Source organism: Bradyrhizobium sp. FW305-F6 (assembly GCF_058782905.1).
This window is the reverse complement of the sequence record NZ_JBYSYD010000003.1, coordinates 251596-275627: the sequence shown is the minus strand read 5'-3', so window position 1 is coordinate 275627 and position 24032 is coordinate 251596. Positions and strand designations below refer to the sequence as shown.

Sequence of the window (24032 nt, the reverse complement as noted above, 5' to 3'; positions counted from 1 at the left end):
AGACATGTCTAAAACCGAAATTGATCCCTACAATATAGAGGCACTGGAGAAGTCGCTTAACGACTCGGCGACACGAGTATCTACGATCTGGGTCAGTTTCGTGATCTTCTCCTTGTATCTGTTAGTCGCAGCTACAACGGTGGATGATCGTCAACTCTTATTAGCAGACCCCGTCAAATTGCCGGTTCTAGGAATCGAATTGCCCCTTCGGGGCTTCTTCATTTTGGCACCGATACTCTTCGTAATCTTCCATACCTATGTGTTGATACAGGTCATTCTGCTTGCCCGGACGGCCGCCGTCTACAACGACGTCCTTGATCGCCTTGTTCCTCTCAAGTCGAACAACACCGTTATGCGTCAACGGCTCGCCAATACGCTGTTTGCTCAAATCTTTGCTGGCTCTCCACGCGAGCGACAGGGATGGCTAGGCTTGCTGCTGAAGGGAATCGCGTGGATCACGCTTGCCGTTGCGCCTGTCCTGCTGCTGCTCTCATTTCAATTTGCTTTCCTGCCCTATCATGATCACTTGGCGACATGGGTCCACCGCCTCCTCATCCTCGCGGAACTAGTGGCGGTTGTTGGGCTATGGACGCCGATTCTCGACGCGAGACGAGAGGTTGGATGGTCGAAGATCAAGGACTGGCTTAGAGGCCTGCTTGCCCTTTTCGCTACGCTTGTTGCATGGGCCTCGCGAACGTTTACTTCGAAAAGACGCGTGTTCGCGTCCCCAAAGCGTCGATGGTGTCGGCAATGCTCTCGCATGGGACGGCGCGTAGCTTTGCCAATAGCCTTAGTTGCATTATATGTCACGGTCTCGCTGTCGGTCGCGAGTTTTCCTGGAGAGCTCCATGTGAATCTGGCAACCGGCCATCCCCCGCGTTCGACGCAGTGTGAGCGCTGGTTCGCGAAGACGTACGACCGCTTGATCTTACGCAATGTGGACGTCGTTGACGACGAAAAACTCGCAAAGATCATCCGAGCTACGGAAGAACGGATGAAAGAAAATGCTCATGAAGGCGAAGCTACGCGAAACTTTCGTGATCGCGACCTAAGTTGCGCCGACCTCTCCAATGCAGATTTCCGCCACGTCGATCTTCAAAAGGCTAGTTTGTCGGGCGCGAACTTAAACGATACCGAACTCCAGGGAGCCACCCTGGACAATGCCCACCTGTCGGAGGCGACCCTCAGGTATGCAAAGTTATCAGGAGCATCGTTAAAGCGGGCGGAGTTTCATAATGCAGACCTGACCGGCGCAGAGCTAACGGAAGTGCATGCCGAAGGGGCCGGCTTTCAAGATGCGGATCTGTCTTATTCGCACCTGCGAGGAGCCTATCTCCGAGATACTCTTTTCCACGCAGCCAACCTCTCGTCCGCACAGCTTCAGGGAGCCTCTCTTTGGGGCACAGAGTTCCAGGCAGCCAACCTTGAAAGTGCGGAGTTTCAAAGCGCTTCACTGTACCTAGTGAAATTTCAGGGAGCCACGCTTACCCAAGCCAACCTCACGGGAGCACGGATGACCGAGGTTCAGTTGCAAGGAGCCGTCATGGAGGGGGCAATATTGGAAACAACTTTAATGGCGCGACCTTACGTGTGGCGTACAACTGGCGCGTCGTGCAACGGGGCTCAGATCGAGAATGTTGAACCTGATGCGATCATCGATGTAAATCGGAGCGGACTAGACTCTTCGGTCACAGCAACCAGGGCTACGCCGAGATCAGTCAAGAATTTCATATCGCGGATCGTCCAGAAGAGACCCGAGTCTCAGCAGGCTCAAACACGAGAATTGCTCGAGGCGCGACTTCAAAAGGAAATGGAGCCCGAAGCCTCAAAATCTGCCAATTGGGAAGTATGCGCTTCACAGGCGCTATCAACAGAGGAGTACTATCAAAAGATGGCCAAGCGCGTGCTTGAGCAAGTGTGCTCCAAGGCCTGGAACCCTTATTTGGGCGCAAATGCCATCGTTGCTGGCGCTGTCTCGATGGACATTGCCATTGGTGCACCACCCTCGTACACGAAAGGTCTCGCACGGGGTCTGCTTGGAATAGACAAGACGGTGTGCACAACTCCAATAGAGCTTCCGGAGAAGACAAAATTGCGCCTGACAAGGTGGCTGATGCAACCCGAGAGCGACCAGTAACAGGGGGCAAATCGTAGGCATTCTAGTATTGTAGGCTGGACTAACTTAGGATAGGCGTTCGCTCGTTCCCGCTTACCTGCGCTCGTTCGCAGGAGTGAGCCTCAGGAGAAAAGCAATGACCGACCAGCCCAAATCCGAGTCCGGCTTTCAATACAGCCTGTCCAACCTAAAGCCCGTGACCCCTGCCCCCAAAGTCACCCTCACCTTTCCCGACGGCGCCCGGCGTGAATATGACAAGGGCGTCACCGGCCTTGACGTCGCCAAGGGCATTTCGCCGTCACTGGCCAAGCGCACAGTTGCGATGGCGCTCGACGGGAGCCTCGCCGATCTCAACGACCCGATCGAGGACGATGCCAAGATCGAACTCGTCAATCGCGACGACCCGCGTGCGCTCGAACTGATCCGCCACGACTGCGCGCACGTGCTGGCGGAAGCCGTGCAGACGCTGTGGCCGGGCACCCAGGTCACCATCGGTCCGGTGATCGAGAACGGCTTCTACTACGACTTCTTCCGCAACGAGCCGTTCACCCCGGAAGATTTTGCCGCGATCGAGAAGAAAATGCGCGAGATCATCGCGCGCGACAAGCCTTTCACGAAGGAAGTCTGGGACCGCGAGAAGACCAAGCAGGTGTTCCGCGACAAGGGCGAGGCCTTCAAGGTCGAGCTGGTCGACGCCATTCCCGGCACCGAGCCGATCAAGATCTACTACCAGGGCGACTGGTTCGATCTCTGCCGCGGCCCGCACATGACCTCGACCGGCAAGGTCGGCAACGCCTTCAAGCTGATGAAGGTGGCCGGCGCCTATTGGCGCGGCGATTCCAACAACCCGATGCTGACCCGCATCTACGGCACGGCCTTCGCCAAGCAGGAGGACCTCGACGCCTACCTCAAGCAGATCGAGGAAGCGGAGAAGCGCGACCATCGCAAGCTCGGGCGCGAGCTCGACCTCTTCCACTTCCAGGAGGAGGGTCCGGGCGTCGTGTTCTGGCACCCCAAGGGCTGGACCATCTTCCAGCAGCTGATCGCCTATATGCGCCGGCGCCTGACCGGCGACTACAACGAGGTCAACGCGCCGCAGATCCTCGACAAGGTGCTGTGGGAGACCTCTGGCCATTGGGGCTGGTACCGCGAAAACATGTTCGCGGCGCAATCGGCCGGCGACGAGGCCGAGGACAAGCGCTGGTTTGCGCTGAAGCCGATGAATTGCCCGGGCCACGTGCAGATCTTCAAGCACGGCCTGAAGAGCTACCGCGACCTGCCGCTGCGCCTCGCCGAGTTCGGCGTGGTGCATCGCTATGAGCCCTCGGGCGCGATGCACGGGTTGATGCGCGTGCGCGGCTTCACCCAGGACGACGCCCATGTCTTCTGCACCGAGGACCAGCTCGCCGAGGAATGCCTGAAGATCAACGATCTGATCCTGTCGACCTATGCCGATTTCGGCTTCACCGGCGATCTCACCGTGAAGCTGTCGACCCGGCCGGAAAAGCGCGTCGGCACCGACGAGATGTGGGATCACGCCGAGCGCGTGATGGCCACCGTGCTGCGCGAGATCCAGTCGCAGAACAATCACATCAAGACCGAGATCAACCCGGGCGAAGGCGCGTTCTACGGACCGAAGTTCGAATACGTGCTGCGCGATGCCATCGGCCGCGACTGGCAGTGCGGCACCACCCAGGTCGACTTCAACCTGCCGGAGCGGTTCGGCGCGTTCTACATCGACCATGACGGCGGCAAGAAGCCGCCCGTGATGGTGCACCGCGCGATCTGCGGCTCGATGGAGCGCTACATCGGCATCCTGATCGAGCACTATGCCGGCAACTTCCCGCTCTGGCTCGCGCCGGTGCAGGCGCTGGTCACGACCATCACCTCGGAAGGCGACGAATACGCCAAGGTGGTGCTCGAGCAGGCACGCCGCGCCGGCCTCCGGGCCGAGATCGACCTGCGCAACGAGAAGATCAACTACAAGGTCCGAGAGCATTCGCTGGCCAAGATCCCGGCGCTGCTCGTGGTCGGCAAGAAGGAAGCCGAGTCGCATTCGGTCTCGGTGCGCCGGCTCGGCAGCGACGGCCAGAAGGTAATGAGCACGGCGGAAGCGATCGCAGCGCTGGTCGACGAGGCGACGCCGCCGGACGTCAAGCGGATGCGCGAGGCGGTCGCTGCGACCTAGCCGGCCCGCGCCGTCGTCGACATCGGGGGCGAGGCGCCGCGCGCGCAACTGCGCATCGCTTCGTCCCCGCATTCGGCAAGATAGAGAAACATCGTCGCGAGCATCGCTTCGAGCGCATCGCGGCCAGGCGGCAACAGCACGATCTCGCTGTCGCCCGGTCCGCAGCGCTGGAGCAGGCCCTGCCGCTCGGCATCCCGCAGCAAGGTCAGCACGTGCTTGCGCGACACCGAAAACCGCTTCGCCAGCGCGTTGATCGAGAGCGGCACCGGTTCGCGTGGCGGAAACGGCCCGTTCTTGTCTCCGCTCAGTGCCAGGCTGAACAGGATGACAATTCCGGCGTTGCGTTCGGCGAGCGACCCGAGTTCGGGCGCGCTGTCGAGAACGCGGAGACCTGCCACGAACCGCCGGCCAAGCGCAATCACGAACGCCCTCACGAAGTCCGGGTCCATGATCGCGGCGCTGTAGGCAGTCGCCCTCGGCAGCACGCTGCGCATTGCGGCGAAATGGGCATCCCAGGCACCCGATGCAAAGAGATCAGCTTCTCGGTCGGCACCAGCAGCCGCTTGCGCCGATCCGGATCCGGCGCAGGAGCAAGCAGTCCGGTTGCCTGCATCAAGGCCAGCATCGCTTCGCAACGCCCCCCGCTGCACAGGTCGAGCTGTACGCAGTGCTCCTTCATGGCACCCACGGTCAGCCCCGGCTCGCCGGGTTCGATGCCCTGATGATGCAGGTAAAGCGCGACGTGGCCGAACAGCGCCCGGGCCCGATCGTTCAACAAGGCATTGAGGGGGCGACTTGATTGGTAGAGCGCGACTGCGCTGGCTGCCGAGGACCGGATCGCATGCGAAAATCCGGGATGGCGGCGCAACGCGGCAACGGCGTCGGGCGAAGGGATGTGTGCCGCGTCAGGCATTTCCAGCAATTCACAACAACCGGCCGGGCGTCCGGCCTCACTGCAAGCGATAGCAACCCACCCGGGCCTCCACAACACGGGAAATCCGGACGGATCGCCGCGATCGCTTGGAGGCACTCCCGGCCATGTTGCACGCAAGTCACGTCAATCCGTGCAATCGGCGCATCCGGAATGCACCCAAAAAGTCACAGTTTGAGCGGTCCTCCGGCGCAGGTAACTCGTTGGGACGCAGGCCGCTCCGCAAGGAGCGGAGCCGAAGACGCTGCAAGGGCTGTATGGGCGTCTTTGCGCAAGGGGGCAACGTTGCTGGCCGCTCACATATCCGTTCGCGACCTTCCCGGCGGGACCCCGCGGCGGCCGAGATTTTCCCATCTGGCAAGTGCCGCAGTGTTGGCGCTGGTTATTGCCGGCCCCGCTTTGGCGCAGACACCCCGCGGCGGTTCGGGCGGCAGCGGCAGCGCCGCCTTTACAAATGGCGGCCTGAGTTCGGCGACCGGTGCAGGGGATAACGGGCTCGACGGCGCGAATGCGACACGCGGCGGCGGCGGCGGCGGCGCTGGCGTGACCAGCGGCGCCGGCGGGAGCGACAGCTCGGGCAACGTTCTGGGCGGCTCCGGCACCGACAGCGATGGAAACGGCTACGATGGCGAAAATGGCGACTACGTCACGAGTGGCGGCGGAGGCGCTGGTGGCGTTCACGGCGCGGTGGTGACGACCGGCACCACGAATGTGGGCACGGTCGCCGGAACCCGCGGCGGTGACGGCGGCTCAACGACCGGCGCCAATCGCTCCGGTGGAGGCGGCGGCGCAGGGGGTTACGGCGCCGTCGTGGACGGCAGTGGGCTCACCTACACCAACAGCAGTACCGGGATCATTCGCGGCGGCAATGGCGGTGCCGGGGGCGCCAACACGTTGAGCGACGGTTATGGCGGAAACGGAGGCGACGGCGGCATCGGTGTTTTCCTGTCCGGCGGCAGTGTCCTCAGCAATGCGGGCAGCATTACCGGCGGAAGCGGCGGCAAGGGCGGCAACGCGCCAGGCAGCTCGTTCAGCTCCTCGGGCGGCGACGGCGGCGATGGCGGGGTTGGTGTCTATGCCAGCGGTCCGGCGACGGTGATCAATTCCGGTAGCATCACCGGCGGCAGTTCGGGGAACGTAGGCACCGGCTCCAGCCCCACGACAGGGGGGACAGCCGGCGATGCCGGCCTCGCCATCCTCGGTGCCGATCTGACCGTCATCAACAGCGGCACGATTTCGGGCGGGCTGCAAGCCGGCGGCCCTACAACCGCCAACGCCATCACTTTCACCGGCGGCATCAACGTGCTGGAAATCCATGCCGGATCGATTATCACCGGCAATGTCGTCGGCACCGGCACGGATACCTTCCGCCTCGGAGGCGCCACCGACGACACCTTCGATGTCTCCAGCATCGGTCCGGCGGCGCAGTATCAGGGCTTTCTCGAGCTTCGTGAAGACCGGGACCGGCACCTGGACGTTGACGGGAACGACGACCGCGACCACGCCCTGGAGCATCAACCAGGGTGTTCTCGCCGTGTCGTCCGATGGAAGTCTCGGCGACGTCTCGGGCGGGCTGACGCTGGACGGCGGCACGTTGCGGTTTCTCGCCGGTTTCGTCACAAGCCACGTCATCTCGCTGAACGGCGGCGGTGGCAGCTTCGACACCAACGGCAACAACGCGACGCTCGCAGGTGACATCGTAGGCACCGGCGGATTGACCAAGATCGGCCTCGGCACGTTATCGCTGTCGGGCACCGGCACCTATACCGGCGAGACCCATGTGAACGCCGGCGTCCTGCAGGCGGGTGCGACCGGAGCGTTTTCCTCCGCCAGCGCTTTCACCGTGGCGAGCGGCGCGATACTCGACCTCAACGGCTTCGACCAAGCCATCGGCTCGCTGGCAGGCGGCGGCGCCGTGACGCTCGGTGCGGCGACCCTGACCACCGGCGGCGACAATGGCAGTACGGTCTTCGCCGGTACGATCTCCGGCAGCGGCGGACTGACCAAGTCCGGCAGCGGCACCCTGCGCTTGACCGGCACCAGCACCTAGTCGGGCGCGACCATCATCAACGGCGGTACGCTCGACGTCGAAGGGACACTCGGCGGCACCTCCGCCGTCACTGTCAATGCGGGCGGCACGCTGTCCGGCGAGGGCCTGATCGATCCTCTCACGGTGACGATCAATGCAGGCGGCGTACTGGCGCCGGGCAATGGCACGGCGGCATCGTCGATGACGATCGACGGCAATCTCGTCATGCAATCCGGCGCCATTTATCGTGTGCAGCTCGATCCCTCGGCCGCGTCCTTCACGACCGTGAACGGCACCGCCTCGCTCGGCGGTGCCACGGTGAATGCGGTATTTGCCAATGGGGCCTATGTCAGCAAGAGCTACACCATCCTCACCGCCAGCGGCGGCATCTCCGGTACGTTCGCATCAGATATCGTCTCCACCAACCTGCCCGCCAACTTCCAGACCAGCCTGAGCTACGACGCCAACGACGCCTATCTCAATCTCGCTCTGAACTTCGGCATTCCGTCCGGATTGAACGGCAACCAGCAGGCCGTCGGCAGCGCCCTCACCGACTCCTTCAATCGCATTGGTGGCATTCCCGCCATCTATGCCGGGTTGACGCCTGCTGGCCTGACGCAGGCCTCTGGTGAGACCGCAACCGGCGCGCAGCAGGCGACGTTCGATGCGATGGGCCGCTTCGCCGCCCTGCTCACCGATCCCACCACGCGCGGCGTCGCGGGCGGAGGTGGCGCGAGCGGCTTTGCGGATCAGCACAACCACCGGCGAACCAATGCCTTTGCAAGGCTCACCCGCGCTCCGGCTGCCAGCTTCGAGCAGCGCTGGGACGTGTGGGCGGCCGGCGTCGGCGGCGCGCAATCCACGTCCGGCAACGCGACCGCCGGATCGAACGATGCGACCAGCCGCACCTATGCCGTCGCTGCGGGCGCCGATCACGCTGTCGGCGCAGACGGTGACCGGCTTTGCGTTGGCCGGTGGCGGCACCAGCTTTGGCGTGAACGGCCAGGGTTCCGGCCGTTCCGATCTGTTCCAGGCCGGAATCCATCTGCGCCATACCGAAGGGCGCGCCTTTATCGCTGCCGCCCTCGCCTATGGCTGGCAGGACATCACCACCGACCGCACCGTGACGATCGCCGGCACCGATCGGCTGCGCGCCAACTTCAGAGCCAATGCATGGGCGGGTCGGCTCGAGGGCGGCTACCGGTTCGTCCTGCCCGTCAGCGGCGGCGTGGGCCTTGCGCCATACGCGGCGGTACAGGCCGCTCTATTCGACCAACCGGGCTATGCGGAGCAGGTCGTCTCCGGCGCCTCGACCTTTGCGCTGGGCTATGCTGGCAAGCGCTTGGCCGACAATCGCAGCGAACTCGGCCTGCGCAGCGACAAGTCGTTCGCGGTGCCGGACGGCATGCTGGCCTTGCGCGGGCGCCTCGCCTGGGCCCATGATTTCAACCCTGACCGTTCGGCGGCCGCGAGCTTCCTGGCGCTGCCGGGCGCCAGTTTTGCGGTGAGCGGCGCCGCGCAGGCGCGCGACTCCGCGCTCATGACAACTTCGGTCGAGATGACATGGGCCGGCGGCTGGTCGGCCGCAGCGTCCTTCGAGGGCGAGTTCTCCCGGTCGACGCGCGCCTATGCCGGCAAGGGCGTCGTGCGCTTCGCCTGGTGAGCCCGGGCACAGGACGGCCGTGATCACAATCGATCTAATCGGGGCTCTATGGCCTCGTGGCGAGGGGGAGCGCATGCTAATGCGAGGCTCATACCGACCCCACGAGAGAGACTGCCCGTGCCCGACGCCATCGAACTCCTGAAAACCCGACGCTCGGTCAAGCCGCGCGAGATGACCGGGCCCGGGCCCTCGCCGGCCGAACTCGAAACCATCCTCACCATCGGCGCGCGCGTGCCCGATCACGGCAAGCTGGCGCCCTGGCGCTTCATCGTCTTCGAGGGCGATGCCCGCGCACGTGCCGGAGAGGTGATCGCCAAGGTCTTTGCCCGGAAGAATCCCGGCGCACCGGCCGCCGACGTCGAGACCGAGCGCAAGCGCCTGATGGATGCGCCGCTGGTGATCGGCATCGTCAGCTTCACCAAACCGCATCCGAAGGTGCCGGCTTTCGAGCAGGAATTGTCGGCGGGCGCAAGCGCCATGAACATCGTCACCGCCGCGACCGCGCTTGGCTACGGCGCCTGCTGGCTCACCGGGTGGTTCTCGTTTGACCGTGACGTGCTTGACGGGCTTGGCCTCAAGCCGGACGAAAAGCTCGCCGGCTTCATCCATATCGGTACGCCGACCAAGCCGAGCGAAGACCGTCCGCGACCGTTCCTTTCCGAAATCGTGACGCGTTTTTAATCGAAGGCTTGTTGACGCCCCTGGCGTTGTGCGGCTTTGATCCCGGCGAGGGAGGAAGCCCGGATGCGACGCCGTGAATTTCTGGTCGGGGCCGCGCTGCTCGCCGGCTCGACGATGCGAAGCCGGGCGGCCGCTATTCCCGCCCCCGCGTCCGAGGGGCTCGATCGTATCACGGCCTATTTCAACAATGAGGTGACAAGCGGCCGGCTGCCCGGCGCTGTGATCCTGGTTCAGCAGCACGGCAAGCCGGTCTACCTGAAGTGCTTCGGCGTGCGCGACACCCGGACCGGTCTTGCGATGACGCCGGACACGATCTTCGCCATCCATTCCATGACCAAGCCGATCACGTGCCTCGGCGCGATGATGCTGATCGACGAGGGCAAGCTTGCGCTCACCGACCCCGTGTCGAAATACGTCCCGCTGTTCGCAGGGACCTTGGTGGGCCGCGAGGTGACCCTGCCCAACGGCACGGTGGAGCTGGACCTCGACCCACCGGACCGCCCCGTCAATATCGAGGATCTGCTGCGGCATACTTCGGGCATCAGCTACGATTACATCGGCAGCGAATGGGTCGAGCACGCTTACAAGATGGCCAACATTTTCGAAGGTCACTTCAACAACAGGGAATTCGCCGATCGCATCGCCAAACTGCCGCTGGCGCGTCAGCCGGGAACGCTGTGGCGCTACGGCCATTCCACCGATGTGCTCGGCAGCGTGATCGAGATCGTGTCGGGCCAGACGCTGTACGAGTTCCTGAAGGCACGCATCTTCGATCCGCTTGGCATGAACAGCACCAAATTCGTGGTCGCGACGGAGGACGAGCTGAGGCGGATGGCGCGGCCGCTGCCGAACGATTTCATCCTGCTTGCCGGAGAGCGCGACCGTCTCGACCATCCGGAATGGCAATCCGGCGGCGGCGGCCTGCTCTCGACCATCACGGACTATCAGCGCTTCTCGCAGATGCTGCTCAATGGCGGGGAGTTCGAGGGCAGGCGCTATCTGAGCCCGGCAGCATTCAAGGCCATGACGACCGATCAGATCGGGCCCGGCTCCGGCGTCGGACGCGACTACTTCTATTTCCCGGGCGACGGCTTCGGCTATGGCTACGGCCTTGCCGTGCGCACCGATCCCGGCAATGCAAAGCCGCCGCCGCCAGGGTCGCTCGGCGAATTGAAATGGGACAGCGGCAGCGGCACCTATTTCGGCGTCGATCCCAAGCTCGACATGGTCTACCTCATGATGCAGCAGACCCAGAACGAGCGCGGCCGCATCACGCCTGCGTTCAAGGCGCTGGTCTACGACTGCTACCCGGAAGGGCTACGCCGCCCGTGAGGTGCGCTGGCGGAAATCCGCGAGCAGCTTTGCGATCTCGGCGGCAGGCCGGGCGGCGCTGAACAGAAACCCCTGCACCTCGTTGCAGCCTTCCGCACGCAGCCAGTCGAGCTGATCCTCGGTCTCGACGCCCTCCGCGGTCGTGGTGATGTTGAGGCTGCGCCCCAAACCCGAGATCGCGCGCACGATCGCACCGCAATCGGGCCGCTGCGCCAGGTCCTTGACGAAGGAGCGGTCGATCTTGATCTTGTCGAATGGAAAGCTGCGCAAATAGCTCAGGCTGGAATAGCCGGTGCCGAAATCGTCCATGGAGATGCTGACGCCGAGTTCGCGCAGCTGGTGCAGGATGGCCAGATTGGCATCGGTCTCGGCCAGGAAGATCGACTCGGTGATCTCGAGCTCGAGCCGCTTCGGCGACAGGCCGGACTGCGCCAGGGCCGAGATCACGACCTGAACCAGGTTGCGGCTGCGGAATTGCGCCGGCGACAGATTGACCGCGACCTTGACGTCGGCGGGCCATTTGACCGCCTCGGCGCAGGCTTCGCGCAGCACCCATTCGCCGAGCTGGATGATCAGCCCGATGTCTTCGGCAACGGGGATGAACTCCGCCGGCGAGATCATGCCCTTTTCCGGATGCCGCCAGCGCAGCAGCGACTCGAATCCGGAGATTCGGTCGGAGGCGATCGACACCAGCGGCTGATAATGCAGCTCGAACTCGCCGTTGGCGAACGCGCGGCGCAGGTCGAGCTCCATGTCGCGGCGCTTTTGCGCATGCAGGTCCATCTCGCGCTCGAAGAAGCGGTGCACGCCGCCGCCGTCGGATTTCGCCCGGTACAGCGCCATGTCGGCATTGCGCATCAACTCTTCCGGCGTCGTGCCGTCGCCCGGCGACAATGCGATGCCGACGCTGGCCCCGATCACCATCTCCTGCCCGTCGATCTCATAAGGCGCCTTCACCGTGTCGATCAGCAGGGATGCGCAGGCGCTGGCCTCGTTCGGCGAGACGTCGGCGACCAATATGACCGCGAACTCGTCACCGCCGAGCCGCGCAGCGAGATTGCCGCCTCGGACCGCGGTGGTCAGCCGTCCGGCGACTTCCTTGAGCAGGCGGTCGCCGACAGGATGGCCGAAGGAATCGTTGATGTTCTTGAACAGGTCGAGATCGATGTAGAGCACGCCGACGCGCTTTCCTGCGGCCTGGTCCAGGGCCTGCTTGAGGCGCTCCTGGAAATATTCGCGGTTCGGCAGGTCGGTAAGCCCGTCATGATGGGCCATATGGGCGATGCGCGCTTCGGCCTTGCGCCGCTCCGTGATGTCGACGACCGCAACCAGATAGCCGTCGCGGTCGTCGAAGGCGACGCGGCGGCCGAAGGTGAGCACCTCAATCTCGCTGCCGTCGGCGCGCAGGTGCCGCCAGTTGCGCGAGGAATGATAGGCGTCCCCGAGCCGCTCCAGCGCCTCGGAATGGCTGTCCCACTCGTCCTCCGGCCAGATCTCGTTCAGCTTCATGCGCAGGAACGCGGCGCGGCTATAACCGTAATGCTGGACCGCGGCGTCGTTGACGCTGAGGAACGCCTTGGTCTGCGCGTCGAACACCCACATCGGCATCGGGTTGTTGTCGAACAGCAGGCGGAACGAGGCATCGCGACGCTTCAAGGCGGTGACGTCGGAGATCGCCAGGGAGACCACGCCGGCGAAGGCGGTGGCGCTGAGGCGGAGATGGCGGCCCTCGTGCTCGATCTCGAGCTGCTCGCCGCGGCCGCCCGCGACGGCCTCGAGCAGGAATTCCATGATCTCGGGCAAGGCCAATAGCGTGGTCCCCTCGCCGATCCGCCGCCACAGCAGGCTGCCGTTCGCCACCCTCAACAGCGCGCTTGCGCTGTCGTTGTGATGCACGATCTGGAGATCGAACGGCTTGCCGCCGGCATCGCGCAGGGTCGTCAGCGAGATCACCGCATCGTCGGTGGCGGCGAAGATCGCGTCCAGCAGATTGTAGTGCAGGCCGCGTTCGTTGACATAGGCGCCGACCAGCGTGGCGCCCCAGCGCGAGGCGGTGGGCAGGGCCAGCAGATCGTAGGTCCTCACCATGCCGTCACGGACGCAATGCGCGTTCGCGTGATGCGGCTGCCCCGTCGCCAGCGCGATGGACGCGGCTTCCGTCAGCGCCGTGGCGCAATCGGGCGACAGCTCCGCGACGGGAATGTCCCAGCGTTCCTCGCCGAGCCATTTCTGCGCGTAACGTCCGCTGCGCGACAGTTCGAGCACACCTTCGTTCTTCAGGAGCGCGATGTGGTCGGCAAGCCGGCCGAGGCTGCCGAGCATCACGTCCTCGTAGCGCGGCAGCCGCTCGCCCGGTTTCAACGCCGCGCGCCATTTGCGCTGAAGCACCGGGATGTCATCAAACATGTCGGCGGCCGGTTTCCCCGGCATCTTCTTCGCGGCAGTCATGGTGTCCCCAACGCACTTTGCCGGCGCATCCAATGCAGGCGCGCTTAAGGACGTGTAAAGGGCGCGCGGGCGCGGGTTCCCTTTCAATGATTATGACAGTTTTAAGTCGACTGTTGGTTAGCGGTCGTTAGAGACTATGACAGCCGTGCGAAGGCAATGCGCTCGAGTCCCGGACGCGCTGCAGCGCTCTGGCGCTGCTGCGCAGAGCCGGGACCCAGCAATCCAGGCACGCTGATGCATGGGCCCCGGCTCTGCAGCGCACCGCTGAAGTAGCGCTGCGCTGCGTCCGGGGCACGAGAGTTGGGGCATGGCGGATTCTGTCTGCACGTCGTCATTAGCGATGCTCCAGTGTACATCCCAGCGGCGGTGCGTAGGGTGGGCAAAGGCGCATTGCGCCGTGCCCACGATCTCCTTCGATGAGCCACAGGGCGTGGGCACGCTTGCGCTTTGCCCACCCTACGAGATCGAGCTTGTGGCACGCAGCTCATGTCCCAGACACGCCTTCGCGGCCTCGCGGCGCATCTTGCCCGAGCTTTGCGTTTGTCGCCTCACCCTCTGAAATGAAAGAGGGCGCAGGGAAGACCGGGAGCCCGCAGGCACCCGAGGTCCACTGTGCGAATCTGCGTGGTGAGAAGCTGCACAGCGGCATACAGGTGTAGCCAGGACATCCCGGCCTTCCCTGCGCAGTGGTTTGACGGCTTATGTCGTGCTCTCCCCGGGGAGCGATGCACTATTGCCCCCGTCGCCTTGCGGATGACTGATGCGCGTGCCCGGTCGGGCCGCCGCATCACCGCAACGCTTGGCGCACAGACCCCGGGCGCCAGGACCACACGATTTTGCCGTACGCCAGCCGCACCCGTCGTTGGCACGAGGTCTTTCGCTCACGGTTGCCCGCCCTGCGAAGCCGTCCGCGCCGGTGTGACCCACGTCCACCGCCGCCCGGCCCGCGTTCGTGACGATCGCGATACGCCCCTCTTCCTTGGGCCGGGTTGCCGCAACACCTACGCCGTTTCCGAATTTCGGTAAAGCGGAATATTTTCGGCGGCGCGGATTGACCAAGCGCTGGGGTGTTTTGCCCGTCGGCAATGCGAGGGGTTGATACGCAGGGCGTGCAAGCGAATCGTGCCCACGATGACGATGCGACCGTCGAAAGATGGTGGGCGTGGCGCGTAAGGACGCGCGCCTTTGCCTACCCCGCAGACGGCGGAACGCCGCTCCTAGTCCTCGCTGGAGGCCGCCGAGCGATTGAGCAGATAGGCCTGCGACAGCAGGAAGAACAACGCGCGCTCGCCTTGATATTTGGCGGACGGACGCGTGCGCTCGAAGCCGGCGGCAAATATCTTGCCGGACTGGTCGCACACCTGCCACCGCCAGCCAAATCGCTTGCGCCTGGTGAGGATCACTTCGAACATGCCGACGAGCCCGGTCTCCTGCTCCTGCCGGTCTCGCAAGGCATGCGCCTGCTCCGGCCTTCCCCCGTTAGACGGGCGTCCGACATATAGCGCAGCAGCATGGAAAGAGAACAAGATTGATTGTCGGAATACGCATCGTCCACCGGACGTGCGGCAGGTGCGCCGCTACTGGAATAAGCCGGTGGCCTCGGTGTTTCCGACATCCCCTGGCGGCGGCAGTGTTCAGTACTGAACATAACGCCGACGTGCACTTACCTGGAGACTCCGATGCCGGAAGCGGAGGTAACAAGAGATGCATCTTCGTGCGTGAAATGAGAATTGCGGCGCGCGGGTCTCGCCCGGGCGGCGCCCCACCCGACCGCTAAAGCGCGGTGAGATTTGGATAAATCGTCATCGCGCTTGAGATGGTTGTTTGCGCATGATCTTTCCGGAAAAAGGGCTTCGCACCTTTCCGGATCATGTTGTTAGCGCGCGATGACTTCGACTTCGCCGTCGACGCCGTTGACGACATTGAATCCGCGCTCGTAGACCTTGCCCTCGTTCTTGGCGATGGCGCGGTATTCGCCTTCCGAAAGCACCACCCGCGGGAAGGCGCCGATCGATTCCTTGATGACGTCGCCGCCGGGGGTCAGCACCGACCAGGCGGTGTTGGCGAGCGCCTCGCCGCCTTTGTCGCTGACCAGTTTGAGGGTGATCACGGCGGCGCGGTGGGTGATGGTGACGTCGGTGAGCTTGCCGGCCTGGACGCGGATGTCCGAGCGCACCACCGAATTGGCATCGCCGTAATTAGAGACGATGTAGTAGGTGCCCTCCGGGATCAGGACGACGTCGCCGGCGGCGACGTTGGGCACCAGGGACGCGCGTTCGCCGGCTTCGAACTGGCTGCCCTTGTAGATTGCGAACGAGATCTGGTTCTGCGGAATGCGGCTGGTGCCGACGCGGCCCTCGATGCGCAGGCCGCCGGCCGGCAGCACGAAGGATTCGCGATTGGTCTCGGACTTCAGGCTGACGGTGCGTACCGCGCTGACAAGACCAAAGGCGACGTGGACGACATAATTGCCGGGCGGCAGCACGATGTTCGGCGTTCCGCTGCGGTCCTCGCGGATCAGCTTGAAGGTGCCGTTCTCGTCGGGCCGGTCGGCAAACACGCGCCAGACCAGGCCGCTGGTGATGGGGGCCGAGTCCTTGCCGTATTTGGCTGTCAGCGACAGCACGCCCTGTCCGGGCACGGCCGCATTCAGCGGAGCGGCCGGCGGTACGGTGGAGACGGCGGGCGGCGGCATGCTCGGCGTCGTCGGCTGCATCAGCGTCGACGGCAGGGTCGGCGGACCGGCGCCGAGGCCGGAGGGCGGCGCGAGGCTGACGGCGCCGCCGGGATTGGGCACCGATGCCGGCGGCACCGGCGGCGGGCGATCGGAGAAAAGCTGCGCCTGAACAGTATTTTGGCTTGTGGTAACGAAGCACGCGGCAAGAATCAGCGCCGGCAGCAGCCTGCCGCTGCGCCGCCATCCGATGATGCCGTCACCCCCGCGTGTCATGCCCCTGCTTTTCACCGAAAACGCGGCAAATTCAAGCCTCTGAAATCCCAGGAAATACGGGCTCACGGGCGATGGCTGGAACCCGGCTGACACCTGCGTGATTTCGCCGGAGGCAGTGGCCGCTCGCCATACTCTCGCCCCCTGCCCTTCCCAAAGCGGCATAAACCATGCTTCGCCCATGATATGGCGGAGGGCAAGAGCGGTGCCTAGTCTGTGGCTAAGGACAGGCCCGGCGGAGGAGAGTTTCGGTGCTGGACATCTTGAAGGGTCGGGGCGTGAACGGCTCGAACGGCGAAAAGGGCGCCGAGAAAGTCGGCCTCGGCAGCATCCGCCGGCCGGTCATCGGCCTTGCCCTCGGCGGCGGCGCGGCGCGCGGCTTCGCCCATATCGGCATCATCAGGACCCTGCTCGCGAACGGCATCGTGCCCGACGTCGTGGTCGGCACCTCGATCGGCGCCGTGGTCGGCGGCCTTCATGCGGCCGGCCGGCTCGATACGTTCGAAGAGTGGGGGCGCAGCCTGCAAGGGATGCGCAATATCCTCGGATATCTCGATATCCGTCTCAACGGCTCCGGCCTGCTCGGCGGCGAGAAGCTCGCGACCCGGCTCGAGGACGCGATCGGGCAGATCCTGATCGAGGACCTTCCCATCAAGTTCGCGAGCGTCGCAACCGAAGTCCGCACCGGGCACGAGATTTGGCTGACGCGGGGCCGCGTGGTCGATGCCATGCGCGCGTCCTACGCCCTGCCCGGCATCTTCGCGCCCGTGTTGATCGGCGACCGCTGGCTCGTCGACGGCGCGCTGGTGAATCCGGTGCCGGTCTCGGCCGCTCGCGCGCTCGGCGCCGAAATCGTGATCGCCGCAAATCTTTCCAGCGACATCTTCACCCATTCCACCACGATCTATTCGCACGGCGCAGCGCCCAGCCCGGTCGTGCCGGAGGCCGAGGAGCCGGCGGCCAAGCGGCGCTTCCCGCGGCTGTTCTCGCCCGAGAAGACGATGAAGCGCGAGTTCTTCGGCGGCAACGGTCGGCCCGGCATCTCCTCGGTGATGGTGGATGCCTTCAACATCATGCAGGACCGCATCACTCGCGCCCGCCTCGCGGGCGATCCGCCCGACCTGCTGATCACGCCGCGAGTCGGTCAGTTCGGCTGGTTCGACTTCCACCGTGCCGAGGATTTGATCGCGCACGGCGTGCGCGCCGCAGAGCGTGCCTTGGACTCGATCCAGGAAGCGATCCACGTGCTGGCGCCGCCGCCGGAAGGCGCAGCGCCGACGGCGCAGGAATGACGTCCGTCAGGCGGTCTTGATGTAGTCCCGCAGGGCTTCCTGCTCCGACTCGTATTCCTGGACGCGGCGCTTGACGATGTCGCCGATCGAGATCAGGCCGACTACCTTGCCGTTGTCGACCACGGGCAGATGACGGAACTTGCCGGTCGTCATCATTTCCATGAGCTCGGCCACGGTGTCGGTCTCCTTGCAGGTCACGACCTTCCGGGTCATCACCTCGGAGACCGGGGTCTCCAGCGCGCCGGCACCGCGCTCGGCGAGCACGCGCACAATGTCGCGCTCCGACAGGATGCCCTCGAGCCGGCTCTGGTTCATCACCAGAACTGCACCGATCTTCTTCTCACCGAGCAGCTTGATCGCGGCCTCCAGCCTGACGTCGGGCTCGACGCTCATGATCTGGTGGCCCTTGGTGTTGAGAATGGAGCGTACCGTCATTGTCGCCTCCCTGAATCGGCCGTTCCGCCTGTGGCAGTCCGGACTTGTTCGTCGAGTCTTCAACTAACAGTTTCAGCGCCGGTTTCACGCTCGTGCGCTTTGGCGAGCATCGCCGCCAAGGGCGTGTCGCTTTGGAACATTCTTTTCCACGAATGATGGATGAATTCGGGCCGCGCCGCAAGCGCCGCTTAGAATACGGTGCGAAATGTCCCGTGATCACGCATCCGCAGCATCGCGCCGCACGCGCGGCACGGGATCGAAAAGCGCGAACAGCAGCAGCCCTGCGAAGAAGCCGCCGATATGGGCCTGCCAGGCGACGCTCGTGGTTTCGGCGTCGACCCCGATCGCGCCGACACCGAAGATGATGTTGACGCCGAACCACACTGCGAGAAAGCCGAGCACCCGCCCGTCGCGCAGCGCGCGCGACAGCGGCAGCGCCGGAACCCTCGCGGCGGTATCGGCATCCGATCGGTTGAACGACAGGAAGCTGCCGCGGACGAAGGCGAACCGGATTGCGGCTGCCATCGCGCCCGACACCGAGGCCGAAGCGCCGATCATCGGCGCCACCGCATGCTCATGCGTGACGAGATGGGCCAGCGCGCCGGCCGCCGCCGTCACCGCCAGGAAGACGAAGAACCTGACCGCACCGAAGCGCCGCGCCAGCGCGCTGCCGAACGGCAGCAGCCACAGCACGTTGAAGCCGAGATGGGTGAGATTGGCGTGCAGCAGCGAATAGGTGACGAAGGTCCAGACCTTGGCCCCCGCTCCACCCGGGATCTCCAGATTGAGCAGCGAGGAATCGTAGCGCTTCGGGATGAAGCCGAACACGTCGATGGTCCAGTTCTCGAGCTCCGGCGGCAGCAGCACCCGCAGATGGATCACCGCCAGCAGCGCGATATAGGCCGTCAGCGCGGTGGGAAGCGTCAGGATCGGCTCGCGCGGGGCCTCCTCATGGGCAGCCGGCAGGTCGGGCGTCGAATCGTGCGGGGAATCCAAGGCAGCTTCGCTTTCGGGCGAGATCGGAGCGACGGAGCTTGGAGATAGTCGCCTTTGCCCGCCCTGCGCAAGTGCACAATAGGAAAAGGTGCAGGATGTCTCGTTCGCTGGCAGACTGACTGGGCCCCGGCTCTGCGCAGCAGCGCTACGCGCCGCAGCACGTCCGGGACACGACCTCGCGCATTTGAGCCGCTTCCGTGTCCCGGACAAGGCGCGGCACGAAGGGCCGCGGTGCAGAGCCGGGACCCAGATTCTCCGTCGAGCTCGCAACATGGGCCCGGCTCTGCAGCGCATCACTGAAGGAGTGCGCGCTGCGTCCGGGGCACGAGCGCTGATGACCGAAAAGGAAAAGGCAGGGCCCTGGGAAGCCCTGCCTGTCCGTGTCGGTCTTCCGGTGGCCGGAGAGATAAGGAGTATCCCCACCCCTCCCCGCGGCCCGTGACCAAACTGTTTGACGCCCTGTGTACAGGCCTTGCCGAGAACCTGGAGAAAGCGGCAAGGCTTGCGACCGCCGTCACCATAACAGGCAGGCGGCGGGCACAAAGCGCATAGTTAATTTAACGTTAACGACGCAAACACCGCTTCAGCGGGCCCAAAACCGCCGCTGCGGCATGGACGCTGCAAATCCCCTCCTGCACAACAACACAAGGGATCGCGGGTGCACTGAAGCGGGACAGGACTGTCCCGAGCGGTTGCGCCCCGGGGTTAGCGTTCAGACATGAAACATCCGTCGAGCCGCGCGTTCTTCGCGTATTGGGACAACAAGCGCGGCGCTGCGCGGGCCCCCGACCGGGCCGACATCGACCCGGCCGCGGTCCGCGGCCTGCTCGGCGACATCTTCGTGCTCTCCTGCGAACCGAACCTCGGCTTCCCGTTCCGCGTCGCCGGCACGCGCGTCTGCGCACTCGCAGGAACGGACCTCAAGGACCGGAGCTTCGCGGCGCTGTTCACCGACGCGAGCCGCGGCGAGATCGAGGACATCACGACGGTCGTCGCCGACGAGACGCTGGGTGCGATCGCCGGCGTCACCGCCGCACGCGGCGACGGCAGCAAGGCGCATCTCGAACTGCTGCTGCTGCCCTTCAACGCCCGCCCGCACAGCCCGGTGAGCGTGACGGGCGTGCTCGCGCCGTTCGACGACGAATGCGGCACGCTGTCCGCCCTCACCCTCACCTCATGGCGCTATCTGCACCAGCCGGAGAAACTCCTGCCGCGCGCCATCCGCAAATTGCAGATCGCGCGCGGGCTGATGGTGTATGAGGGGCTGCGATAGCCGCCAGCTCTCACGGCATCGCCAGGTGCCAGGCGCCGTTCAGGAAGCCGTCGCCGGTGACGTCGCCGGGCTTCTGGTCCTTGGCGAACGTGTAGAGCGGCTTGCCCTTGTAGGCCCACTGCTTCGAGCCGTCGTCGCGGGTGATGATGGTGTAGCCGTCGCCGCCGACGTCGCTCGCCTCGGCCTTCAGCACTGGCCAGTTCGTCGCACAAGGACCGTTGCAGGCCGACTTGCCGCCCGCATCCTTGTCGAAGGTGTAGAGCGACATGCCCTTGGCATCGGTCAGCACCGTGCCCTTGTCGGTCTTGCCGGTCTTGGTCGGCGGCGCGGCGAAGGCGGCGGGAACGAGCGCGAGCGATAAGGCCAGCGCGAGCGCGAGGCGGATCGAGGACGTCATGATATCTCCTGTCATGCAATGGGCTTGCATGAGTAGGACGCCGCGCAAGGCCTCGTATTCCTGAGAGGGCAGGCGGATATTTTTTTCGCTGCGCGCGTCGACGCAGCGGAATAAACTGGACCGACCGAGACGGAACGACGAAATGACATGAGCAAGCCGCATTGGCGTCCGGCACACCGATCAGACCTGCCTGCGATCGACGCGATCGCGGCGCGGATCCATCCCGATCTTCCGGAGCGCCCCGAAGTGTTCGCGGAGAAGATGCGGCTCTATCCAGACGGATGTAGCGCGCTCGTTGCGGGTGAGGACATTGTCGGCTACGGGCTGGCGCATCCCTGGATGCAGCACCGGATTCCGCCGCTCGACACGTTCCTGCAAGAACTGCCCGATCGTGCGGATTGCCTCTACATCCACGACGTCGCCGTGCTGCCTGATTTTCGCGGCGGCGTGACGCGCGCTTATCTTGCCCGGCTTGCGGAGTTGGCGGGCGCATCTGGAATCACAACGTTCGCGCTGGTCTCGGTCTACACCACGCGGCCATTGTGGGAGCGCCTCGGCTTTCGTGCGGTCGCAGCGGACGCGGCGCTGGGCGCGAAGCTGGCCTGCTACGGCGAAGGCGCGACCTACATGCTGCGCGGCCTCGCTGCGACGTAACGTCCCTCCCCGGCCGCCCTCCGGCTCACGCGGGCGTGAAACCGCCGCCTCGAACCGGGTCCGATCAGCCTCCGTCGAAGGTGTGTGCGAGCCCTTCCGGTCTCGCCGAACCGAGGCTGGAGAAAGTCATGAAACTCACTTTGTCGAAGATCGCTTTGATGACATGCGTCGCGGCGAGCGCGTTGGCCGCGACCAGCGCCAATGCAACGCAGTATCGGACCTATGGCTGCGACACCGCTTTCTTCGAAGGCTGCGGCGTCCTGATCGAAACGCCGAACGTGGGCAGAAAATCCACCATCAATCGCGACATCTCGCCGATCTACATGAAGCAAACCGACCCGCGCTACAGTTCATCGATGCGCGATGCCGGCGGCGGTGGCGGCGGAGGTGGTGGCGGCGGTGGCGGTGGCCGCTGAGCCGATCTCACCCTGCAGATGATGCCGCCGGTGCAATCCGGCGGCATCCTTGCCGTCCGTCGGGGCGTTCAACCGCGATGCTTCTTCTTCATCTTCTTTCCCGGTGAGCCCTTCGCGGGCCAGGGCGTGACCGATGGCTCCGCGCGGGCCTGCTTGTCGCGGTGCTTCTTTTTCTTTGCGAAGGACGGCGCATCGTCGAATTTCGCGCCGCGCTCGCCGGGCGGTTTGCCGCGTGGCTTGAATTCAGGCGCCTGCCGCGGGCGCTCGTCGCGGCGTTCGCGACGGTCGCCATCGTTCCTCTCGCGGCGCGGCGCGTCCGAGCGTCCCTCCGGCGCCTGGTGCTGCGGGGCGTCCGCCATCGGCTCGATGCGGATGCTGTCTTCCTTGTCCGGACGTTTGATCTTGGCGGCAAAGGATTCCGCGGCCCGCTCGGAGATCTCGAACTCGGTGACAGTGTCCATGATCTTGATGGCGCCGATGTCGCGCTTGTCGATGCCGCCGCGGCGGCAGATCATCGGCAGCAGCCAGCGCGCCTCCGCATTCTTGCGCCGCCCGATCGCGGCGCGGAACCAGACGCTGCCCTCGGCCATGCCGTGCTTCGACGATGCCTTTGCGGACTTGGCGCGAGGTTTTGCGGGACGATCGTCGCCGCTTTCAAACCTGTCGCGGCCACGCTCCTCGCGCGGCCGGGAAGTTCGCTCGCCGGGATCGATGATGTCCTCGGGCGACGGCAGCCGCGCCCGGTATAGCCGCGCCAGCGCCGCGGCGATGTCCTCCGCCGAGCGCTCGGCCAGCAGCGCCTGCGCCAAAGCCAGATCGTCGGCGGTGGTCTCCTCCGTGAACAGCACGTCCTTCATGCGCGCATGATCGAGCTTGCGGATCTCGTCCGCCTGCGGCGCAGTGCCCCAGACTGCCTCGACGCCTGCGAGATCGAGCAGCAGCTCCGCGCGCCGCCGCCGCGCCGGCGGCACCAGGATGACGCTGGTCCCCTTCCGGCCCGCACGTCCCGTGCGGCCGGAACGGTGCTGCATCACCTCGGCGTCGTTGGGCAGGTCGGCTTGGATGACGAGGTCGAGGCTCGGCAGGTCGATGCCGCGGGCGGCGACGTCGGTCGCGACGCAGACACGGGCGCGTCCATCCCGCAACGACTGCAACGCCAGGGTGCGCTCGTTCTGGGTCAGCTCGCCCGACAGCGCGACGACGGAAAAGCCGCGCTCCAGGAGGGCCGCCTGCAAGTGCCGGACGGCGTCGCGCGTGCTGCAGAACACCAGCGCGCTCGGCGCCTCGTAGAAGCGCAGCACGTTGACCACGGCATGCTCGACGTCGGCGGGCGCGATGCGGATCGCGCGATACTCGATGTCGGCGTGACCGCCCTCGTCACCGGCGACCTCGATCCGGAACGCATCGCGCTGATACTGCCGCGCCAGCGCGACGATGCCGCGCGGAAAGGTCGCCGAGAACAGCAGGGTGCGGCGCGCCTCCGGCGTGGTCTCGAGAATGAACTCCATGTCCTCGCGAAATCCGAGATTGAGCATCTCGTCGGCCTCGTCGAGCACGACCGCCTGTAGCTCGGAGATGTCGAGACGGCCGCGGCGCAAATGGTCGCACAGCCGCCCGGGCGTGCCGACGACGATGTGCGCGCCGGCGGCGAGCTCCCGCTGCTCGCGCCTGGGGTCCATGCCGCCGACGCAGGAGACGACGCGCCCGCCCGCGCGCCCGTAGAGCCAGGCCAGCTCGCGCTGGACCTGAAGCGCAAGCTCGCGGGTGGGCGCGACGATCAGGGCAAGCGGAGCGGCCGCAGGTCCGAACTGCTCGGCGTCATCGAGAAGATTCTTGGCGATCGCGAGTCCGTAGGCGACGGTCTTGCCGGAGCCGGTCTGGGCCGACACCAGCAGGTCCCGGCCGGCGGCTTCGTGGGCGAGCACCGCAAGCTGGACGGGCGTCAGTGAATCGTAATTCCGCTCGGCCAAAGCGCGGGCGAGCGGCGGGGTCAGGGCCGGAAGAGACACGGGATGGAAACCTTGGTTAATTCAGGCGCGCAAACGGTAAACCGGCGGGCCTGAGCTCGCGTGCGCGGCAGCTGGCCAGCAACACGGGCGATTTGATTTGGATGCTCTTTACGCCAAGCGCGGGGAAATCACCATGCCTATGTTGCATGGCTTACGGGAAAGCACCGCGCCCAGGGGTTGCAGGATTGCTGCCATTACTCGTTCTGGATACAGAACGCCCCATAC

The 24032-nt window shown here is 65.0% G+C and carries 22 protein-coding genes and 1 pseudogene; 11 read left to right on the top strand and 12 right to left on the bottom strand.

All coding sequences use genetic code 11. From position 1 onward, the window contains the following. Nucleotides 1-4 precede the first annotated feature (4 nt). Nucleotides 5-2137 (top strand): pentapeptide repeat-containing protein, encoded by a 2133-nt coding sequence (locus AC3WLX_RS21685; RefSeq protein ID WP_492337524.1) that lies wholly within the window; start codon nucleotides 5-7, stop codon nucleotides 2135-2137. A 115-nt stretch (nucleotides 2138-2252) separates the two neighbouring features. Beyond that, entirely contained in the window at nucleotides 2253-4304 is a 2052-nt protein-coding gene (gene thrS, locus AC3WLX_RS21680) for a threonine--tRNA ligase (RefSeq protein ID WP_492337523.1), read from the top strand. Here the strand turns inward: thrS and AC3WLX_RS21675 are convergent. The 3 genes from AC3WLX_RS21675 to AC3WLX_RS21665 all read right to left on the bottom strand — a co-directional run bounded on the left by AC3WLX_RS21675 (nucleotide 4301) and on the right by AC3WLX_RS21665 (nucleotide 6552). Beyond that, a complete protein-coding gene (locus AC3WLX_RS21675; RefSeq protein WP_492337522.1) occupies nucleotides 4301-4753 on the bottom strand; it encodes a hypothetical protein in 453 nt (150 codons plus the stop codon). The genes thrS and AC3WLX_RS21675 overlap by 4 nt on opposite strands. Then, on the bottom strand, nucleotides 4735-5217 hold the full coding sequence (locus AC3WLX_RS21670) for a hypothetical protein (RefSeq protein WP_492337521.1): 483 nt from the start codon (nucleotides 5215-5217) through the stop codon (nucleotides 4735-4737). Before AC3WLX_RS21670 ends, AC3WLX_RS21675 begins: the two co-directional genes overlap by 19 nt. Before the next feature lie 768 nt (nucleotides 5218-5985). Further along, nucleotides 5986-6552: a hypothetical protein gene (locus AC3WLX_RS21665; protein WP_492337520.1), complete on the bottom strand. Its 567-nt coding sequence runs from the start codon at nucleotides 6550-6552 to the stop codon at nucleotides 5986-5988. Between AC3WLX_RS21665 and AC3WLX_RS21660 the strand changes: the two are divergent. Both AC3WLX_RS21660 and AC3WLX_RS21655 read left to right on the top strand, forming a co-directional pair. Next, nucleotides 6551-6730 (top strand): annotated as a pseudogene (locus AC3WLX_RS21660) (hypothetical protein); the annotation flags it as partial. The gene AC3WLX_RS21665 and the pseudogene AC3WLX_RS21660 sit on opposite strands and share 2 nt — an antisense overlap. Before the next feature lie 99 nt (nucleotides 6731-6829). Continuing rightward, on the top strand, nucleotides 6830-7285 hold the full coding sequence (locus AC3WLX_RS21655) for an autotransporter-associated beta strand repeat-containing protein (protein ID WP_492337902.1): 456 nt from the start codon (nucleotides 6830-6832) through the stop codon (nucleotides 7283-7285). Here the strand turns inward: AC3WLX_RS21655 and AC3WLX_RS21650 are convergent. Together AC3WLX_RS21650 and AC3WLX_RS21645 are read right to left on the bottom strand one after the other, a co-directional pair. Next, nucleotides 7282-7491, bottom strand: coding sequence for a hypothetical protein (locus AC3WLX_RS21650; RefSeq protein ID WP_492337519.1), 210 nt, complete (start codon nucleotides 7489-7491; stop codon nucleotides 7282-7284). The two genes, AC3WLX_RS21655 and AC3WLX_RS21650, sit on opposite strands and share 4 nt — an antisense overlap. Before the next feature lie 178 nt (nucleotides 7492-7669). Further along, nucleotides 7670-8026, bottom strand: coding sequence for a hypothetical protein (locus tag AC3WLX_RS21645; protein ID WP_492337518.1), 357 nt, complete (start codon nucleotides 8024-8026; stop codon nucleotides 7670-7672). Between the two features lie 130 nt (nucleotides 8027-8156). On the opposite strand from AC3WLX_RS21645, the gene AC3WLX_RS21640 reads away from it, so the two are divergent. The 3 genes from AC3WLX_RS21640 (at nucleotide 8157) to AC3WLX_RS21630 (ending at nucleotide 10940) form a co-directional block, all read left to right on the top strand. Next, the gene (locus tag AC3WLX_RS21640; RefSeq protein WP_492337517.1) at nucleotides 8157-8927 is read left to right on the top strand and encodes an autotransporter outer membrane beta-barrel domain-containing protein; all 771 of its coding nucleotides are present in this window, start codon (nucleotides 8157-8159) and stop codon (nucleotides 8925-8927) included. Nucleotides 8928-9044: 117 nt separating this feature from the next. Continuing rightward, complete coding sequence (locus AC3WLX_RS21635; RefSeq protein WP_291628500.1) at nucleotides 9045-9608, top strand: nitroreductase family protein; 564 nt, start codon at nucleotides 9045-9047, stop codon at nucleotides 9606-9608. A gap of 63 nt (nucleotides 9609-9671) precedes the next feature. After that, nucleotides 9672-10940: a serine hydrolase domain-containing protein gene (locus AC3WLX_RS21630; RefSeq protein ID WP_492337516.1), complete on the top strand. Its 1269-nt coding sequence runs from the start codon at nucleotides 9672-9674 to the stop codon at nucleotides 10938-10940. Here AC3WLX_RS21630 and AC3WLX_RS21625 read toward each other — a convergent pair. The 3 genes from AC3WLX_RS21625 to AC3WLX_RS21615 all read right to left on the bottom strand — a co-directional run bounded on the left by AC3WLX_RS21625 (nucleotide 10926) and on the right by AC3WLX_RS21615 (nucleotide 16338). Further along, the gene (locus AC3WLX_RS21625; RefSeq protein ID WP_492337515.1) at nucleotides 10926-13388 is read right to left on the bottom strand and encodes a putative bifunctional diguanylate cyclase/phosphodiesterase; all 2463 of its coding nucleotides are present in this window, start codon (nucleotides 13386-13388) and stop codon (nucleotides 10926-10928) included. The two genes, AC3WLX_RS21630 and AC3WLX_RS21625, sit on opposite strands and share 15 nt — an antisense overlap. Before the next feature lie 1217 nt (nucleotides 13389-14605). Further along, nucleotides 14606-14839, bottom strand: a complete 234-nt coding sequence (locus tag AC3WLX_RS21620; protein ID WP_492337514.1) for a hypothetical protein — start codon at nucleotides 14837-14839, stop codon at nucleotides 14606-14608. Nucleotides 14840-15264: 425 nt separating this feature from the next. After that, nucleotides 15265-16338: an RgsD C-terminal domain-containing protein gene (locus tag AC3WLX_RS21615; protein ID WP_492337513.1), complete on the bottom strand. Its 1074-nt coding sequence runs from the start codon at nucleotides 16336-16338 to the stop codon at nucleotides 15265-15267. A 248-nt stretch (nucleotides 16339-16586) separates the two neighbouring features. Between AC3WLX_RS21615 and AC3WLX_RS21610 the strand changes: the two genes are divergently transcribed. Beyond that, a complete protein-coding gene (locus AC3WLX_RS21610; RefSeq protein ID WP_492337512.1) occupies nucleotides 16587-17627 on the top strand; it encodes a patatin-like phospholipase family protein in 1041 nt (346 codons plus the stop codon). Between the two features lie 6 nt (nucleotides 17628-17633). On the opposite strand, the gene AC3WLX_RS21605 is transcribed toward AC3WLX_RS21610, so the two are convergent. Both AC3WLX_RS21605 and AC3WLX_RS21600 read right to left on the bottom strand, forming a co-directional pair. After that, nucleotides 17634-18062: a CBS domain-containing protein gene (locus AC3WLX_RS21605; RefSeq protein WP_492337511.1), complete on the bottom strand. Its 429-nt coding sequence runs from the start codon at nucleotides 18060-18062 to the stop codon at nucleotides 17634-17636. A 216-nt stretch (nucleotides 18063-18278) separates the two neighbouring features. Beyond that, nucleotides 18279-19058, bottom strand: a complete 780-nt coding sequence (locus AC3WLX_RS21600; protein WP_492337510.1) for a rhomboid family intramembrane serine protease — start codon at nucleotides 19056-19058, stop codon at nucleotides 18279-18281. 718 nt (nucleotides 19059-19776) lie between these two features. On the opposite strand from AC3WLX_RS21600, the gene AC3WLX_RS21595 reads away from it, so the two are divergent. After that, entirely contained in the window at nucleotides 19777-20331 is a 555-nt protein-coding gene (locus AC3WLX_RS21595) for a PAS domain-containing protein (RefSeq protein ID WP_492337509.1), read from the top strand. 10 nt (nucleotides 20332-20341) lie between these two features. On the opposite strand, the gene AC3WLX_RS21590 is transcribed toward AC3WLX_RS21595, so the two are convergent. After that, nucleotides 20342-20728 (bottom strand): COG4315 family predicted lipoprotein, encoded by a 387-nt coding sequence (locus AC3WLX_RS21590; protein ID WP_492337508.1) that lies wholly within the window; start codon nucleotides 20726-20728, stop codon nucleotides 20342-20344. Between the two features lie 147 nt (nucleotides 20729-20875). On the opposite strand from AC3WLX_RS21590, the gene AC3WLX_RS21585 reads away from it, so the two are divergent. Then, the gene (locus tag AC3WLX_RS21585; RefSeq protein WP_492337507.1) at nucleotides 20876-21382 is read left to right on the top strand and encodes a GNAT family N-acetyltransferase; all 507 of its coding nucleotides are present in this window, start codon (nucleotides 20876-20878) and stop codon (nucleotides 21380-21382) included. Between the two features lie 128 nt (nucleotides 21383-21510). After that, nucleotides 21511-21798, top strand: coding sequence for a hypothetical protein (locus AC3WLX_RS21580; protein ID WP_492337506.1), 288 nt, complete (start codon nucleotides 21511-21513; stop codon nucleotides 21796-21798). A gap of 68 nt (nucleotides 21799-21866) precedes the next feature. Here the strand turns inward: AC3WLX_RS21580 and AC3WLX_RS21575 are convergent, their stop codons facing one another. Further along, a complete protein-coding gene (locus AC3WLX_RS21575; RefSeq protein WP_492337505.1) occupies nucleotides 21867-23807 on the bottom strand; it encodes a DEAD/DEAH box helicase in 1941 nt (646 codons plus the stop codon). Between the last annotated feature and the right edge of the window lie 225 nt (nucleotides 23808-24032).